Source organism: Paenibacillus nicotianae, assembly GCF_042681745.1.
In the GTDB taxonomy this organism is placed as follows: domain Bacteria; phylum Bacillota; class Bacilli; order Paenibacillales; family Paenibacillaceae; genus Saccharibacillus; species Saccharibacillus nicotianae.
Genome location: NZ_JBHUGF010000009.1, coordinates 25,488 through 43,215, shown reverse-complemented (window position 1 = coordinate 43,215; position 17,728 = coordinate 25,488). Strand labels below are relative to the sequence as shown.

Sequence of the window (17,728 nt, the reverse complement as noted above, 5' to 3'; positions counted from 1 at the left end):
ATCATATAAATATACAGTTGGCATGGAAATGTAGGAGGTGCTATTATAACGGACTCAACGAATTCACATACAGAATCATCTGGAAATGTTATTTTGTTTCCCAAAACGCTAGATTTTTATCAGATTGAATTAACCAATATGTTAGAAACCGAACGTTATGGCGAAGCGATGTCTTTGCTTGACTTTTTACTGCATTGTCAGGGGCAAAGCGACCAGCAAATCGAAGAGTGGGAATCACTATTAGGTTGGTTACGAATGAGCTTTCCAGAAGCAGCGATTCAAAGCAGTTCTTTGGATCAGCAAGAAGAGGAAGAAAACCATCCAGATAGCGATACGATGATGCGAGATCGTATTAAAGGGAAGCAATCAGCAGATCATTCTTATGAATCCCAACTACTGGAGACAGCCATGCAACAGCCTGTAACTGAACGTACGTTATTGGCACTTGAACAGTTATCTTATTTGGATCAACCGAAGATCGATGACGAATTGATTGAATGGTTGCAGACCGGTAAGCAACATCCTTTAATTCAGTTCCGTATTTTACAAACGTTGCGTAGACGCGGGCATTTGGGTAATGTAAGATTTGAACGTGATCACGAATGGATTGAAGTCGAAGTAGAAAATGTTCCGCTCGAACCTGCTGAGTTTCCTTTGCCGGTGATTCAGATTTTGGAGCGTGTGGCTGATAAGACTGAGAGCGATGCTCCTAACTTATTTTACTTTGCGCAAGAATTATGGTCACAATTTATGATGGGCACATACGGTACAGCTAATTATCAGTTGATTGCAAGAGGCGATGATGCTGAACTTGATATTTGGGCAGCGGCACTTCATCAGACCGTTTCGGAGACATTAGAAGGTAGTAAAGAAGAAGAAAGTATCCGTCTCCTATACGGTGTAACCGATAATATTCGCTTCCGCTATGAACAAGCTTATCGCGCGATGCATCAATTTGTGTCAGGACAATTGCCACGTTCATGATCGAAGAACAGAGAGTCCAGACCATCAAAGGAATCACGCTTGAAAAACCATCGATAGTTGTATATACTATAATGGTTATTCTGTACGTGAAATTAACATTTATACAATGTGAAATATTTTTTGGAGGGGAATACTTGAAATGACAGCAAAATGGGAAAAAACAGAAAAGAACCTTGGGGTTCTTGAGGTAGAAGTAGGTGCAGAGCGTGTAAGCGCGGCACTTGATAAAGCATTCACAACAGTAGTTAAAAAAACCAGCATCCCTGGTTTCCGCAAAGGTAAAGTGCCTCGGTCTATTTTTGAAGCACGCTTTGGCGTAGAAAGTCTTTATAACGATGCAATCGATATCTTGCTTCCAGAAGCTTACTCTGAAGCTGTTGACGAAGCAGATATTTTCCCTGTGGATCGTCCTGAAATCGAAATCGAGCAATTCGCAAAAGGCGAAACTTTCAAATTTAAAGCTAAAGTTACTGTAAAACCTGAAGTTAAATTGGGTGAATACAAAGGACTAGAAGTACCAGTTGCTAAAGCTGAAGTTAGCGAAGAAGACGTGAACGAAGAATTGACACGTTTGCAACAACGTCATGCTGAATTGTCTGTACTTGAAGAAGGCGCTGCTGAAAATGGAGACGTTGTTGTTATTGACTTCGACGGTTCTGTAGATGGCGTTCAATTCGAAGGTGGACAAGCAGAGCGTTATTCTCTTGAATTGGGTTCTAACTCCTTTATCCCTGGATTTGAAGAGCAAGTAGTTGGTATGGCTACTGGCGACTTCAAAGACGTAAGTGTAACTTTCCCAGAGAGCTACCATGCGGTAGAACTTGCTGGTAAAGATGCAGTATTCAAAGTAAAAGTTCACGAAATCAAACGCAAAAATCTTCCTGAATTGGACGATGAGTTTGCTAAAGACGTAAGTGAATTTGATACACTTGACGAGTTCAAAGCAGATTTGAAATCTCAAATCGCTACTCGTAAAGAAAACGAAGTAAAAGCAGCAAAAGAATCAGCAGCAGTAGAAAAAGCGGCTGAAAATGCTGAAGTAGAAATTCCAGAAGCAATGATCAACTCCGAAACAGATAACATGGTTCGTGATTTTGATAACCGTCTTCGTCAACAAGGTATGAACCTTGAAATGTACACAGGATTCTCTGGTCAAACAACAGACGATCTTAAAGAGCAAATGAAAGAAGAAGCTTCCAAACGCGTTCGTAACAACCTAGTGTTGGAACAAATCGCTAAAGAAGAAAATATTGAAGTTTCTGAAGAAGAAGTAACTGCGGAATTGGAAAAAATGGCTGGACAATTCCAACGTGATGCTGAAGAAGTTCGTAACATTCTTGCTGCGAACGGTTCTCTTGCAAGTCTTTCTGACGAAATCAAATTGCGTAAAACAATTGAAATCTTGGTAGATAACAGCAAAGAAGTTGAGCCTGTAGCTGCTGAGAAAGCTGAGTAATTTTTAACTTTATATGAACGTTGCAAATATTTGCAACCTTTTCAGATAAGGCACGTATACATTTGCGTGCCTTATTTTTACCTATTTATAGATAAAATGATTAGCACTGAAAAAATGACATGCGACCTTGTACATGTTAAAATGGTTCTGTGTCATTATTTCTATGCACTTTTATATCCCTATACTTTATGACAAAGAAAAGAGGTTGGTCTTATGAGTCTAGTACCTATGGTTGTCGAACAAACCAGTAGAGGTGAACGATCTTACGATATTTATTCAAGATTGCTCAAAGACCGGATCGTGTTTCTGAGTACAGCTATTGATGATGATGTAGCCAATCTTATTATTGCACAACTATTGTTTTTAGCTGCGGAAGATCCAGAGAAAGACATTCATTTATACATCAACTCTCCTGGTGGTTCTGTCACAGCAGGGATGGGTATATACGATACAATGCAATTCATTAAGCCAGATGTATCTACAATCTGTATCGGTATGGCTGCAAGTATGGGTTCACTGTTGTTAACAGCAGGTGCACCAGGTAAACGTTTTGCATTGCCGAACAGTGAAGTTATGATTCATCAACCGCTTGGTGGTATTAGCGGACAAGCATCAGATATGAAAATCCATGCTGAATGGATTATCAAAACACGTCAAAAATTGAACCAAATTTATGTAGAACGTACGGGTCAATCTTTAGACAAGATTGAAAAAGATACCGATCGCGATTATTTCTTAGAAGCTGAGGAAGCGAAAGCTTACGGAATTATAGATCAAATTCTCACTCGTCCGATCACAAGCTAAAGAGGGGTGCTTACATGTTTAAATTTAATGATGAAAAAGGACAGCTTAAATGTTCTTTTTGCGGAAAATCTCAAGATCAGGTCCGTAAGCTTGTAGCAGGTCCTGGTGTTTATATATGTGACGAATGTATCGAACTTTGCACAGAGATCGTAGAAGAGGAATTGGGACATGAAGAAGAGTTAGATCTTAAAGATATCCCAAAACCACAAGAAATTCGTGCAATTTTGGATCAATATGTTATCGGACAAGATCAAGCAAAAAAATCATTGTCTGTAGCCGTATATAATCACTACAAACGTGTAAATTCACAAAGTAAAATTGAAGATGTAGAATTGCAAAAAAGTAACATTATGCTTGTAGGACCAACAGGTTCTGGTAAAACGTTACTTGCGCAAACAATGGCTCGTATTTTGAACGTACCATTTGCGATTGCTGATGCAACTTCATTAACAGAAGCTGGTTATGTAGGGGAAGATGTTGAAAATATCTTGCTCAAACTGATCCAAGCTGCTGATTATGACGTAGAAAAAGCAGAACGCGGTATTATTTATATCGATGAAATTGATAAAGTAGCTCGTAAATCCGAAAATCCTTCAATCACTCGTGATGTATCCGGTGAAGGTGTTCAGCAAGCATTGCTGAAAATCCTTGAAGGTACAGTTGCTTCTGTTCCACCACAAGGCGGACGCAAGCATCCTCATCAAGAATTTATTCAAATCGATACCACGAACATCTTGTTTATCGTAGGTGGTGCTTTTGACGGTCTGGAACAATATATCAAACGCCGGATCGGTAAAAAAGTAATCGGTTTTAACTCGAACAATGAAGGTCAAAAAGAATTGAAAGCAGGCGAATACCTAAGCATGGTATTGCCAGAAGATTTGCTTAAATTCGGTTTGATTCCTGAATTTGTAGGACGTCTACCAGTTATTTCTGCTCTAGAACCATTAGATGAAGAAACATTGGTACGCATTTTGTCTGAACCTAAAAATGCATTGGTAAAACAATATTCCAAAATGTTGGAAATGGACAATGTAGAATTAGTATTTGAACAAGGTGCACTTGAAGCGATTTCCCGTGAAGCGATCAAACGCAACACAGGTGCTCGTGGACTTCGTGCGATCATCGAAAGCATTATGCTTGATGTGATGTATGAAGTACCGTCTCGTGACGATGTAACCAAATGTGTAATTACTCAACAAGTAGTTGAGGATAAAGTGGTTCCAGAATTGCAGACAGGCAAAGATAAAAAGCAAGAAGAAAGTGCATAATAACTTGACGTAAAGGTTGAGTATGCGTTTCTTCTATGATGTTCATAGATAACGCGCCGGCCTTTTTCCTTTGCGGGATAAAGGCTGGTTTGCGATTAAGCCCACATGTAAGGGAGCAAAAAAAATGTTTTTGAGAGAAAACACAAGACCGGTAAAAGTCGGAGATTTGACAATTGGCGGCAGTAATGAAGTCTTGATCCAAAGTATGTGTACAACCAAAACAGCAGATGTAGAAGCGACTGTAGCTGAAATCCTACGTCTAGAAGAAGCTGGTTGTCAGCTAGTTCGTGTAACTGTTAATAACGAAGAAGCGGCAGCAGCGATCAAAGAAATCAAAAAACGTATTCATATTCCTCTTGTAGCAGATATTCATTTTAATCACAAATTAGCTTTGCTTGCGATTGAAAATGGAATCGACAAAGTGCGTATTAATCCAGGTAATATCGGTAGACGCGATAAAGTTGAAGCTGTTGTACGTGCATGTAAAGAAAAAAATATTCCGATTCGTATCGGTGTAAATGCAGGATCACTGGAAAATCATTTGCTTGAGAAATACGGTTATCCAACACCAGAAGCAATGGTAGAAAGTGCATTGTTCCATATCGGTATTTTGGAAGAACTGGATTTCCACGATATTATCGTTTCACTTAAAGCATCTGATGTGCCTATGGCGATCGAAGCTTATAGTCAAGCAGCGAAAGTGATTCCTTATCCGCTTCACTTAGGTATTACAGAAGCCGGAACATTGAATGCAGGAACAATCAAGAGTTCTGCTGGTATTGGTGCGCTATTAGCATTAGGCATCGGTTCTACTGTGCGTATCTCGCTTAGTGCTGATCCTGTAGAAGAAGTAAAAGTTGCGCGTGAACTACTCAAAACATTCGGTTTGATTACGAATGCAGCGACACTGGTATCTTGTCCGACTTGTGGACGTTTGGATATTGATCTATTCTCGATTGCGAATGAAGTCGAAGAGTATATTTCCAAATTGAAAGTGCCTATTAAAGTATCTGTGCTCGGTTGTGCGGTAAATGGACCTGGTGAAGCGAAAGAAGCTGATATCGGCATCGCTGGTGCTCGTGGAGAAGGTTTGCTTTTCCGCTATGGTAAAATGATCCGTAAAGTACCAGAAGCAGATATGGTAGTTGAATTGAAAAAAGAAATCGATGCGATTGTAGTAGCTTTTGAAGCGACAGGGAAAATTCCAGGTCGTGAAGAGCGTCATGCACCTGCAACGAAGTAAATATTTTGATTAATGGTATAACGTAAACGTAAAGATACTGATAGAGGAAATTGCCTCAATCAGTATCTTTTTTTACATGAATTTCTGTAAAATAGGTTCGGTTGGAAGATCATTGGTTTTTCAATGTGATATTTGGTAAACTAGGAATGATATAGGCAGTATGATACGCACAAGCATAGGAGGTTGAAAGCGATGGGACCAAATAAAAATAAGGGGCGTCGTTTTCCTTTACTGCCTTTGAGAGGACTACTTGTCTATCCAAGTATGGTATTGCATCTGGATGTAGGACGAGATAAATCTGTAAAGGCATTAGAAAAAGCGATGGTTGACGATAATTTAATTCTTCTTTGTTCGCAATCGGAAGTCAGCATCGAAGAGCCGAGCCAGGATGAGATTTTTAGAATCGGAACGGTAGCTAAAGTCAGACAAATGTTGAAGCTGCCTAATGGAACGATTCGTGTACTGGTTGAAGGCTTGGAACGTGCAGAGATTATTCAATATATTGATAATGAAGAATATTATGAAGTGCAAGCGAAAGAACTACCGGAAGAAGAAACCAATGATCCAGAAGTCAGCGCATTGATGCGAACTGTATTGACTCAATTTGAACATTATATCAATTTGTCCAAAAAGGTCACGCCAGAGACATTAGCAGCGGTATCTGATATTGAAGAACCGGGTCGCTTGGCAGATGTGATTACCAGTCACTTGTTGATCAAAATCAAAGACAAACAAGATATTTTGGAAACGGTTGATGTTCGTGCTCGTCTGGAACGTTTGTTAGATATTTTGAATAATGAACGTGAAGTATTAGAGTTAGAACGCAAAATCAATCAACGTGTCAAAAAACAAATGGAAAAAACACAACGTGAATATTATTTGCGTGAACAAATGAAAGCGATCCAAAAAGAATTAGGTGAAAAAGAAGGTCGAGCTGGGGAAGTCGAAGAATTACGTCAACAATTATCCGAACTTTCGGTACCTGAAAAAGTACAAGAAAAGATTGAAAAAGAAATCGATCGTTTGGAGAAAATGCCTGCTAGTTCTGCGGAAGGTAGTGTTATTCGTAACTATGTGGACTGGTTGATCAGTTTACCGTGGTCGAAATCGACAGATGATGATCTGGATCTTCATCATGCAGAAGCGATTTTGAATGAAGATCATTATGGACTCGATAAGCCCAAAGAACGGGTGCTTGAATATCTAGCGGTACAGAAATTAGTGAAAAAGCTAAAAGGGCCTATTCTTTGTCTTGTAGGGCCTCCAGGTGTTGGTAAAACATCATTAGCACGTTCGATTGCCAAGTCTTTGGGACGCGAATTTGTACGTATTTCACTCGGTGGTGTACGTGACGAAGCTGAGATTCGTGGTCATCGTCGTACGTATGTAGGTGCGATGCCTGGACGTATTATTCAAGGAATGAAAACAGCAGGTTCAACTAACCCTGTATTCTTAATGGATGAGATCGATAAAATGGCGTCTGATTTCCGCGGAGACCCTTCTGCGGCATTGTTAGAAGTGCTTGATCCCGAGCAAAACAATACGTTTAGTGACCATTTTATTGAAGTACCGTTTGACCTGTCGAATGTTATGTTTGTAACAACAGCCAACAGTGTACAAAGTATTCCTCGTCCATTATTGGATCGGATGGAAATGCTTTCGATTCCGGGATATACAGAGCTTGAGAAAATGCAGATCGCTAAGCAATACCTATTGCCTAAGCAGACTGAAGAACATGGTCTAACACCCGAGCAATTAGAAATTGGTGAAGATGCTTTGCTACGTATGATTCGTGAGTATACACGCGAATCCGGTGTACGTAACTTAGAACAGCAAGTAGCTGCATTATGTCGTAAAGCAGCGAAAGCGATCGTCTCGGACAATCTAGAAAAAGTATCTATCGAACCCGATCAAATCAAAGATTATTTGGGCGTACCTAAATTCCGTTATGGTGTGATTGAAAAAGAAGATCAAGTTGGTAGTGTAACAGGACTGGCATGGACAGAAGTTGGTGGAGAAACGCTAACGATCGAAGTAACAGTTGTACCGGGTAGTGGTAAATTAATGCTAACAGGTAAACTAGGCGATGTGATGAAAGAATCAGCGCAAGCTGCTTTCAGTTACACACGTTCCAAAGCCAAAGACCTGCATATCGCAGACGATTTCCATGAAAAAAATGATATCCATATTCATATCCCTGAAGGTGCTATTCCCAAAGATGGCCCTTCCGCTGGTATCACGATCGCTACCGCTCTTATTTCCGCATTGACCGGTCGCCCTGTATCCAAAGAAGTCGCAATGACAGGTGAGATCACATTACGTGGACGTGTACTGCCGATCGGTGGCTTAAAAGAAAAAACACTAGCTGCTCACCGTGCAGGATACAAAAAAATCCTGCTTCCTATGGATAACGAACGCGACTTACGCGATATCCCGGAGAGCGTAAAAAATGATCTTACATTTGTTCCTGTATCTCATATGGATCAAGTGCTAGAACATGCTCTTATCGCTCAAACACAGACACCAGAACCAACACAACCATTAATCTAAAACAAGCAACTAAATAGCTATATTCATAACGGAATCGTTCTATAAGCAGTAAAATAGAGCGATTCCGTTTATTTGATGTGCTATACTATTACTAATCCGTTGATGGGACAGAGTATCTTTTGTAGCACGGAACGAAGCAAACGGCATTATTCGATAGAAGCGAAGCGTTCGCCTTTAAGATCGAATATCTACTGCAACAAGCAGTATTCCAAGATATTCGACCTTAACAGCGATCGACAGAATAATCCGTTTGTGGAGTGGTCAAGCTACTTGATGAAATGTTTACCTTCAACTTCTAACTAAAGGGGAACTTGTAATTATGAAAGTAAATAGCGCGGAATTTATTATTAGCGCGGTGCGTCCGAACCAATACCCGGAAGATGGGTTGCCAGAGATTGCTCTAGCAGGACGATCTAATGTAGGTAAATCTTCTATGACTAACCGTTTGATTAGCCGTAAAAACCTGGCACGTACCAGTGCAACACCAGGTAAAACACAACATCTAAACTACTATATGATCAACGAATCGATGTATTTCGTCGATTTTCCTGGATATGGTTATGCCAAAGTTTCCAAAAGCCAGCGTGAAGCTTGGGGTAAAATGATTGAAAAATATCTACTCGAACGCGAAACATTACGCATGGTTGTGCTGGTGATCGATCTTCGCCATCCACCTTCCAAAGACGACGTAATTATGTATGAATGGCTTAAATACTATGAACGGGATGTCTGTATCGTTGCGACCAAAGCCGATAAGATTCCACGTAGTAAATGGGACAAGCATATCAAAATCGTAAAACATGGTTTGAGCTTTGTACCGGAAGATGATTTTGTACTGTTTTCATCTGAAACAGGATTGGGTAAAGATGAATTATGGTCTGTGATCGAACGTTATGCTTTTGCACTTCCTGAGTCTGAAGACGATGAAGAAGTGGTACAAGTGGAGACAGAGAACGAAGAGCACCAACCAGAAATGCAAGAGTCCAAACCCCCTCAAAGCAATCAATAAAGTCATGAACAGGTCAGCAAAACGAAGAAGTTTGTATAGAAAAGTGAGTATTCAGGCCGTTCTTTAGAACTTTACGGGGATAGTTCCGTTTTTTTCTGGAATATGGTGAAAATCATTCATCTTGATCACAAGCAAGGCGTTTCGCAGATGATGTATAATGAATACATTGGAATGTTAAAAGAATTGAGGAGATTTTTATGGCTCAGCGGTTAGCCACAGAATATATTAAAGCCAGTTTACAGTTGTCGAAAGCTCAAATGTCCCAGTTTGTCCATTATGCCGAAGATCCTCAGATCCATCATCGGGTAAAAATACTTGATAACGGAAATCAGGAAATTGTTCTCGGAGTAAAAAACGGAGAAGAAGTGCATTTACCTTTTGACCTCAGAGAAGGAAGCTATGTCTGTGAGTTGTCTTTCCGCTTGGTAAATCCGCAGTTAACCAACATTATTCGCAAACTATTTGTTGCTTTTAAAGGTAATGGAATAGTGAATCGAATCTATGATGGATTTATCATGAGGTACCATTATCAACAAGGTTCTGTTCGTCAGATTGTCGAATGTATAGGCGAACAAGAAAAAATGATCTATCAACACAAACATACAGCCATAGATCTGAAAAGCCAGTGGCAATCTGTAGCTGTTGAGACGGATATCGAATTGGTACGAAGTATTGTAGATCAACTGTTAGACCAACGCTTAGCTTCACAAGGGCCATATGAGCAGATTGATCAAGAACTGCGTATTCAATCTCAACGATTATTCGGTATGGAAGCTTAATGATCAATAACAACGTCTGTTTTCCTATAGAGGGAAACAGGCTTTTTTTATAATTAAAATATTATATTTATACATAAAAATGCATGCTAAAACAGTCGAAATAAACAATCTTTAAATATTTAATAAATATTACAAAAACACTTGCATTTCATGTCGATAGATGTTATTTTTAATCTCGTTGAAAATAATATTAGGAACCAGGATTCACTCAGGACATAGTAATGTTGCGAGAGCTAATACCCTCGGGAAGTGAATGACGTAGGTCCTAGCGGATGAAATTTTTCAAACATTTTATTCCTAGGAAGGGGGAACCGGAAGATGGAATACTCAACTTTCGGAAGACACGTTGCTGTTGATACTTGGGGTGTAGATTTTGATATGCTGAATAATGCTGAGGTTTTGCAAGCTCATATGGTTGATGCAGCCGAAGCATGCGGAGCAACAGTAATGTCTGTTCAAGCCAAACAATTCGAACCACAAGGTGCTACAGTACTTGTTTTGTTGTCGGAGAGTCACCTCTCGATTCACACATATCCTGAGAGAGGATTCGCGGCTATTGACTGCTATACCTGCGGAGAAACCGTAGATCCACAGTTAGCTATTGACTACCTGGTATCCGTTCTGAAACCTGAAAAAACGTATGCCAAAAAATTAGTTCGTGGTTTGGGAGAACTTCAAGTGGAAACACCTGAAATCAAATCAGTTGAGCTTATCAATCAATAATATAAATTTTGCTTCTTACGAGCAAAAGATTAAAATGAAATAAGATGCAAACAATAGCCATAGGGGTTACCTATGGCTATTTCTTTTTAAGGATATCAATTTGACGATATGAAATCATTTGATTATGGTAGAGATAAAGAAATTGTGTCTATATTCCGATGATGATTTCATAAACATTTCATAAAAACGACGAAATTCGTAATTTAGCTGTGATATAATTAACGTATTGTTAATGAACGTATAGAGATATGACTTTTAGATTAGGCAGGTGAACTTGCAATGCACATCGTTGTTGTCGGATTGAATTACCGCACAGCACCCGTTGAAGTGAGAGAACGGTTTGCTATTGCGGACGAAGATTTACCGCAGGCGCTCCGGCAGCTCAGAGAAACTAAGAGTGTGTTGGAAGGGACTATTGTAGCGACTTGCAACCGTACGGAGATTTACGTGGTATTGGATCGTCTGCATATGTGTGGACATTTTATCCGTACCTTTATGGAGCAGTGGTTCGGTATTCCCCGTCAGGAATTTACACAGCATTTATATATATATGAAGATGAACAAGCAATAAGTCATCTTTTTCGTGTAGCTTGTGGATTGGATTCGATGGTGCTAGGTGAGACTCAGATTCTGGGTCAAGTAAAGCGTTCATTCCAATGGGCGCAAGAAAATAAAGCAACAGGTACATGGTTTAATATGTTGTTTAAGCAAGCTGTTACACTGGGCAAACGTGCTCATTCCGAGACGATGATCGGTGAAAGTGCAGTTTCGATCAGTTATGCAGCGGTAGAACTAGGCAAGCGCATTTTCGGTGCTTTTCATAATAAAGTGATTATGATTCTAGGTGCTGGTAAAATGAGCGAGCTTACTGTAAAGCATCTATATGCGAACGGTGCGGCTGAAGTAATTGTAGCGAATCGTACACTCGGACGTGCGCAAGAGTTGGCGCACAAGTTCAACGGTACACCATGTACGATCGAACAAGCGATGGATCGTTTACATCAAGTCGATATTTTGATTAGTTCTACAGGGGCACAAGGGTATGTGTTGAATGCAGATACACTTGCTCAAAGTATGAAATTGCGTAAGTCTCGTCCTTTGTTTATGATTGATATAGCGGTTCCACGTGATATTGATCCAGCGATTGGCGATATTAGCAATGTGTTTTTATACGATATCGATGATTTAGAAGGTATTGTTGAAAGTAATATGGAAATGCGTCGCGCAGAATCGATTAAGATTGAGCGTATGATCCGTCAAGAAGTAGAATCTTTCAATCAATGGCTCAAAACATTGGGTGTACGTCCAGCGATTCGCGCTTTACAAGAACGTGGAGCAGATATTCATGCGGAGACACTGGAAAGTCTATTTAACAAATTGCCAGAGTTGGATGAACGACAACGTAAAGTGATCAGTCGTCTAACCAAAAGTATCGTAAATCAAATGAATCATGAACCGATTCATCGGATAAAAGAAATGGCTGCCGAGAAAGATGGAGCTGAAGCACTTGATTTGTTCACTCGAATATTTGCTTTAGAAGATCAGCTTGAACATTCAGCAGATCAAGTCAATCCAAGCGAAGTTTCTAAAGCACAGTCGCCTGTGCAAGCTAATAAATTGGGATTAGAAGGTAGTTTTGGGTCTTTTGCTCCCGCAACCCTATAGGCAGGTGATTCGCTTTGACGCTTTTTAACCTGTTATACGATATTATTATTTATTTATACGCCCTGAGCCTTCTGTTTTATTTCTCGGATTGCATTCGTCGCAATCCGAGGGCGAAGCGGTTAGGCACAGGGTTTCTTGTTTTGGTATTTGTGATTCAGATTGTCAGTATTACGATTCGAACGATTGAGGAAAAAACATTACCGTTATTTTCAACGTATGATTTTTTCTTTGTACTGACTTTTATTTTAATATTAATTTCCTTTTTTATCGAAAAGGTATTGAAGACTGATTATGCCGTATTGCTGTTAAATGTAATCGGCTTTTGTGCTATGGTGCAAAATCGACTTCATTCACCAGGTGAAGGTGTACTCCCTACAGGTTGGGATACCGTTCATGGATTATTAATTTTACACGTGATCTTTGCCAATATTAGTTTTGCTGCTTATACAGTAGCTGCTGTTTTTGGTTCGATGTATTTGTTTTTACATCGTAAATTAAAACAGAAAAAATGGGATAATACAGTACGCCGTTTACCTAGCTTAGAAAGTATGGAAAAGTACACTTATACAGCGATGTTAATCGGTACACCGGTATTGATCGTTTCGCTAATTGTGGCTTTGATGTCGATTGTAGCAGAAGGCAGATATATTCTTTTGCTCGATTCCAAAGTTGTTTTTACCTTATTAGCGTTATGCGTGTATGTTGCTTTTTTTGCTACCAAAAAAATGCGTAACTATTCAGCCAGCACGATGGCTTTATGGGCAATCTTAGGATATATTTTGTTTATTTTAAATTTCGTTTCTAATTCATGGTCTGCTTTTCATCAATGGGTGGGTGTATGAGTGATCCTATTCATTATCTGCCTATTATGCTGGATTGCAGAGATCAAGATTGTCTGATTGTAGGTGGCGGTAAAGTGGCTGAACGTAAAAGTATTTCTTTGCTTCAAGCAGGAGCGATACTCACGATAATCAGCCCTACTGTAACCGCGAAATTGCAACAATTAATCGATCAGCAACAGATACGCTGGCTGGATCGAGAGTATCAGACAGATGATATCGCTAATTGTGCTTTTTCCGATAAGAAACTTAGTGAAATTGGTTACAGACCTTATTTTTTGGTACATGCGGTAACTTCGGTGCCTGAGATTAATAATCAGGTTGCCACTGAAGCGAAAGTGTATCGTATTCCTGTAAATGTAGCTCATCAGCGTGAACAAAGCACCTTTATCAATCCGAATGTCATTCGCAGAGGACGATTAACGATAGCTGTAGCCACTTCGGGAGCCGGGCCTTTAGCAGGTCGGCATATTGCTAAAGAAATTAATCAACACTTTGGTAATGAATATGAGATATATATTGATTTTTTATATCATGTACGGGAAACGATTGCTAAACAAGTGAGCGAGGAATCATTACGCAAATCCTTGCTACATCAAGCGATGTCGCTTTCTATTTTAGAAGATATTCGACAGGGTGTATTTGAACCCTGGAGTGAGCAACAAATACAACACTGGATCAACCAATCAATAGAGGAATAGACTATTGAATACAATGGGATCAGGAGATGAATATATGCGTACGATCGTAGTAGGAAGTAGACAAAGTGCTCTAGCGTTAACGCAAACAGGTCATGTGATCGATGCATTAACAGCGATTAGTGAAGAGCAGGGGTTAGATGTTCATTTTGAAATTAAAAAGATTATTACCAAAGGCGACCGGATTCTAGATGTGACTTTATCCAAAGTCGGCGGGAAAGGTCTATTTGTCAAAGAGATCGAGCAAGCACTATTAGATGGTGAAATCGATATGGCTGTGCATAGTATGAAAGATATGCCCTCTGAATTACAAGAAGGTCTAATCAATGGTGCAATCCCACCAAGAGTAGACCCTAGAGATTGTTTGATTACACGTACAGGTTGTTCATTAGAAGAACTTCCTCAAGGCGCTAGACTGGGAACAAGTAGTCTGAGACGTGCAAGTCAGCTTAAATTATATCGTCCTGATCTACAGATTGAGTCAATTCGTGGGAATATTGATTCTCGTTTGCGTAAGCTTGAAACCGAAGGTTTTGATGCTATTATGTTAGCTGCCGCAGGGCTAGAACGGATGGGTTGGTCTGATCGAATCACTTCCTTTTTACCAACAGAAATCTGTCTGCCTGCTGTAGGGCAGGGAGCACTTGGAATCGAATGTCGCGCAGATGATATTGAAATGTTGCAATTGCTGTCTCTGTATAATGACGATCTTACCGCAGTGACGGTAACAGCAGAGCGTACATTTTTGGCTGAGTTAAATGGTGGTTGTCAGGTGCCTATTGGTGCTTATGCCGTTCGTCTACAAAGTTCGGATGTGCCTGAGGAGCAAAGTATTATACAATTAACAGGAATGGTTGCTACACCGGATGGTAGTATTATGCTGAAAGAAACGATGCAGGGTACAGATCCTGTAGCACTTGGTATTGCTGTAGCAGCGCAACTGAAAAGTCAGGGAGCAGATCGGATACTGGCAGAAGTAAGGGGATGAGTGGATGACCGGTAAAGTGTATTTGGTGGGGGCAGGCCCAGGAGCATTAAAATTAATTACGCTTCGGGGCTGGGAATGCATAGGGCTTGCAGATGCAGTTGTATATGATCGTCTAGCAAGTCCACGGTTGCTCAAGCAAGCAAAGCCAGGAGCAGAGAAGATTTATGTTGGCAAATTGCCTGATCGTCATACGATGAAGCAAGAAGAGATTAATCAGTTGCTGGTTGATCTGGCTTTACAAGGGAAAACGGTAGTTCGTCTAAAAGGTGGCGACCCGACAATTTTTGGCAGAGTAGCTGAAGAAGCTGAATTGCTACGCCAGCATCAGATTCCGTATGAAATTGTACCGGGTATCAGCTCTTCGATTGCTGTTCCTGCCTATGCAGGTATCCCTGTGACTCATCGTGATTTTGCTTCATCTTTATCTATTATTACAGGGCATGAGAGTCCTGATAAATTAGATCAAAGTATTCACTGGGATAAGGTGACTAACGCTACAGGAACACTTGTCTTTATGATGGGTGTTGCTAAGATCGGTTATATTAGTGAGCAATTGATCAAGCATGGACGACCGACATCTACACCTGTTGCATTGATCCGCTGGGGAACGCGAGCAGAACAGGAGACACTGGTGGGTACACTTGAAGATATCGCTGCTAAAGTAGAAGCTGCTCATTTCAGACCACCTGCTGTAATCGTAGTTGGGGAAGTCGTGAATCAGCGTGAACATTTGAAATGGGTAGAAGATTTACCTCTTTTCGGTAAGCGTATTTTGGTAACTCGTGCACGCAGTCAGGCTAGTGAATTGGTCAATCGTATCGATGAACTGGGTGGAGAACCGTATGAGTATCCAGTGATCGAGACAAGGTTACCTGTAGATGAAGAAAGTATTCAAAATATCGGCAATGCTTTATCAAATTTGCCCAAATATGATTGGGTATTCTTCACCAGTGTTAATGGAGTAGAGTACTTCTTTGAACATTTGAAGTTACATGCTCAAGATATTCGAGCATTGTATCGTGCCAAAATAGTCGCTGTCGGCCCTGCGACATTAGAAGCTTTACGATTGCATGGGATTGTTGCGATGCCTTTACCGGAGAAATTCCAAGCAGAGGGCTTGTTGGACAGCTTAGAAGGTCAACTACAAGCCGGACAGCATGTGTTGTTACCTCGCGGTGATCTAGCACGCTCATGGTTGCCAGATACACTGCGTACGATGAATATAGAAGTAACTGAGATTGATACGTACGAGACGGTAATGGTCGGAGAAGATGATATTGAGTTACGTAAGTTATTAGAGGAAGAAGCGATTCATGCTGTGACGTTTACCAGTTCTTCGACAGTCACTAATCTTTTAGCTGCTTTGAAAAAGATGGGTATTGAAGATCCTGTACAAGCGTTGCAACATTCGATGATTGCTTGTATTGGTCCGCAGACTGCTTTGACAGCCGAACAAGCAGGACTAAAAGTAGGATTATTAGCTGAACAAGCCACGATTGAAGGATTACTAGATGTACTTTGTCGTTGGAATGCTGATGTATTGATAGATGTTTAAATTGTAAATGGATGATCGACATCAGATATGCCGACCTTGCTAGTGCTGGTCGGTTTTATTTATCTAGGGTAGTCAAAATATTTCGTTATTTATGATGTATACATTCAAGGAGGAATATAATTATGAGTCAACCTTTTTCACGTCACCGTCGTCTTCGCAAAACGCCAGCTATTCGTAGCATGGTCAGAGAAACAATACTGCACAAAAGCGATTTTATTCAACCGGTATTTGTAACATACGGCACAAATGTAAAAGAAGAAATTTCGTCGATGCCTGGCGTATACAATTTCTCATTAGATACGATGCAAGCAGAAATTCAAGAAATTGCTGAATTAGGTATTCCAGCAGTGCTGTTATTTGCGGTTCCTGAAGTGAAAGATAGTGTAGGCACAGGTGCTTATGCTCAAGATGGTCTAGTGCAACAAGCGACTCGCTGGATCAAAGCGCATTATCCGAATTTGCTAGTTATTGCAGATACATGCCTATGTGAATTTACAGATCATGGACATTGCGGTGTGGTACATGCACATGAATGTGATGGTCATATTGAAGCAGAAGTGGACAACGATGAATCGTTAGCATTGTTAGTCAAAACAGCCGTATCTCAAGCAGAAGCAGGCGCAGATATTATTGCTCCTTCTAATATGATGGATGGATTTGTCTATGCGATTCGTGAAGGCTTGGATGCAGCAGGATACAAAGATATTCCAATCATGTCTTATGCGGTTAAATATGCTTCAGCATTCTACGGTCCATTCCGCGAAGCTGCTCAATCTGCACCTCAATTTGGAGATCGCAAGTCTTATCAAATGGACCCTGCTAACGTACGTGAAGCATTGCGCGAAGCTGAAAGTGATGTAGCAGAAGGTGCTGACATGTTAATGGTCAAACCATCGCTTGCTTATATGGATGTATTGCGTGCTGTACGTGAAAACTTTGATCTACCATTAGTCGCTTATAACGTAAGTGGTGAGTATGCTATGGTCAAAGCAGCCGCACAAAACGGATGGATCAATGAACGTGGAATTGTAACTGAAATGATGCTTGGCTTCAAACGTGCAGGAGCAGATATGATTATTACGTATTTCTCCAAAGACGTTGTACGCTGGTTGCGCGAAGAACAATAATGTAGCACAAAATAAATCAATTGATGGAGGTATTTGC

General features: G+C 40.3%; 15 protein-coding genes. All 15 read left to right on the top strand.

The features are described from left to right. The first annotated feature begins 93 nt into the window (after positions 1-93). The 15 genes from ACFSGI_RS03330 to hemB all read left to right on the top strand — a co-directional run bounded on the left by ACFSGI_RS03330 (position 94) and on the right by hemB (position 17,691). Positions 94-984 carry a hypothetical protein gene (locus tag ACFSGI_RS03330; protein ID WP_379282434.1) on the top strand — a complete coding sequence of 297 codons (891 nt, stop codon included), beginning with the start codon at positions 94-96 and terminating at the stop codon, positions 982-984. Positions 985-1,123: 139 nt separating this feature from the next. Continuing rightward, entirely contained in the window at positions 1,124-2,440 is a 1,317-nt protein-coding gene (gene tig / locus ACFSGI_RS03325; protein ID WP_204826709.1) for a trigger factor, read from the top strand. 213 nt (positions 2,441-2,653) lie between these two features. Further along, positions 2,654-3,244 carry an ATP-dependent Clp endopeptidase proteolytic subunit ClpP gene (gene clpP, locus ACFSGI_RS03320; RefSeq protein ID WP_204826708.1) on the top strand — a complete coding sequence of 197 codons (591 nt, stop codon included), beginning with the start codon at positions 2,654-2,656 and terminating at the stop codon, positions 3,242-3,244. Between the two features lie 14 nt (positions 3,245-3,258). Continuing rightward, positions 3,259-4,515, top strand: a complete 1,257-nt coding sequence (gene clpX, locus ACFSGI_RS03315; RefSeq protein ID WP_069325531.1) for an ATP-dependent protease ATP-binding subunit ClpX — start codon at positions 3,259-3,261, stop codon at positions 4,513-4,515. A gap of 124 nt (positions 4,516-4,639) precedes the next feature. Then, complete coding sequence (ispG, locus tag ACFSGI_RS03310; protein WP_204826707.1) at positions 4,640-5,758, top strand: flavodoxin-dependent (E)-4-hydroxy-3-methylbut-2-enyl-diphosphate synthase; 1,119 nt, start codon at positions 4,640-4,642, stop codon at positions 5,756-5,758. Between the two features lie 192 nt (positions 5,759-5,950). Further along, positions 5,951-8,308 (top strand): endopeptidase La, encoded by a 2,358-nt coding sequence (gene lon / locus ACFSGI_RS03305; protein WP_204826706.1) that lies wholly within the window; start codon positions 5,951-5,953, stop codon positions 8,306-8,308. Positions 8,309-8,627: 319 nt separating this feature from the next. After that, entirely contained in the window at positions 8,628-9,317 is a 690-nt protein-coding gene (yihA, locus tag ACFSGI_RS03300; RefSeq protein WP_204826705.1) for a ribosome biogenesis GTP-binding protein YihA/YsxC, read from the top strand. 197 nt (positions 9,318-9,514) lie between these two features. Continuing rightward, on the top strand, positions 9,515-10,096 hold the full coding sequence (locus ACFSGI_RS03295; protein ID WP_204826704.1) for a non-ribosomal peptide synthetase module: 582 nt from the start codon (positions 9,515-9,517) through the stop codon (positions 10,094-10,096). A gap of 318 nt (positions 10,097-10,414) precedes the next feature. After that, positions 10,415-10,819 (top strand): adenosylmethionine decarboxylase, encoded by a 405-nt coding sequence (gene speD / locus ACFSGI_RS03290; protein ID WP_204826703.1) that lies wholly within the window; start codon positions 10,415-10,417, stop codon positions 10,817-10,819. Between the two features lie 279 nt (positions 10,820-11,098). After that, positions 11,099-12,484 carry a glutamyl-tRNA reductase gene (hemA, locus tag ACFSGI_RS03285; protein WP_204826702.1) on the top strand — a complete coding sequence of 462 codons (1,386 nt, stop codon included), beginning with the start codon at positions 11,099-11,101 and terminating at the stop codon, positions 12,482-12,484. Between the two features lie 149 nt (positions 12,485-12,633). After that, the gene (gene ccsA / locus ACFSGI_RS03280) at positions 12,634-13,326 is read left to right on the top strand and encodes a cytochrome c biogenesis protein CcsA (protein WP_379282515.1); all 693 of its coding nucleotides are present in this window, start codon (positions 12,634-12,636) and stop codon (positions 13,324-13,326) included. After that, the gene (locus ACFSGI_RS03275) at positions 13,323-14,024 is read left to right on the top strand and encodes a precorrin-2 dehydrogenase/sirohydrochlorin ferrochelatase family protein (protein WP_204826700.1); all 702 of its coding nucleotides are present in this window, start codon (positions 13,323-13,325) and stop codon (positions 14,022-14,024) included. Before ccsA ends, ACFSGI_RS03275 begins: the two co-directional genes overlap by 4 nt. 34 nt (positions 14,025-14,058) lie before the next feature. Continuing rightward, the gene (hemC, locus tag ACFSGI_RS03270; protein ID WP_204826699.1) at positions 14,059-15,009 is read left to right on the top strand and encodes a hydroxymethylbilane synthase; all 951 of its coding nucleotides are present in this window, start codon (positions 14,059-14,061) and stop codon (positions 15,007-15,009) included. A gap of 4 nt (positions 15,010-15,013) precedes the next feature. Next, positions 15,014-16,564: a uroporphyrinogen-III C-methyltransferase gene (gene cobA, locus ACFSGI_RS03265; protein ID WP_204826698.1), complete on the top strand. Its 1,551-nt coding sequence runs from the start codon at positions 15,014-15,016 to the stop codon at positions 16,562-16,564. A gap of 122 nt (positions 16,565-16,686) precedes the next feature. After that, positions 16,687-17,691, top strand: coding sequence for a porphobilinogen synthase (gene hemB, locus ACFSGI_RS03260; protein WP_204826697.1), 1,005 nt, complete (start codon positions 16,687-16,689; stop codon positions 17,689-17,691). The last annotated feature ends 37 nt before the right edge of the window (positions 17,692-17,728 follow it).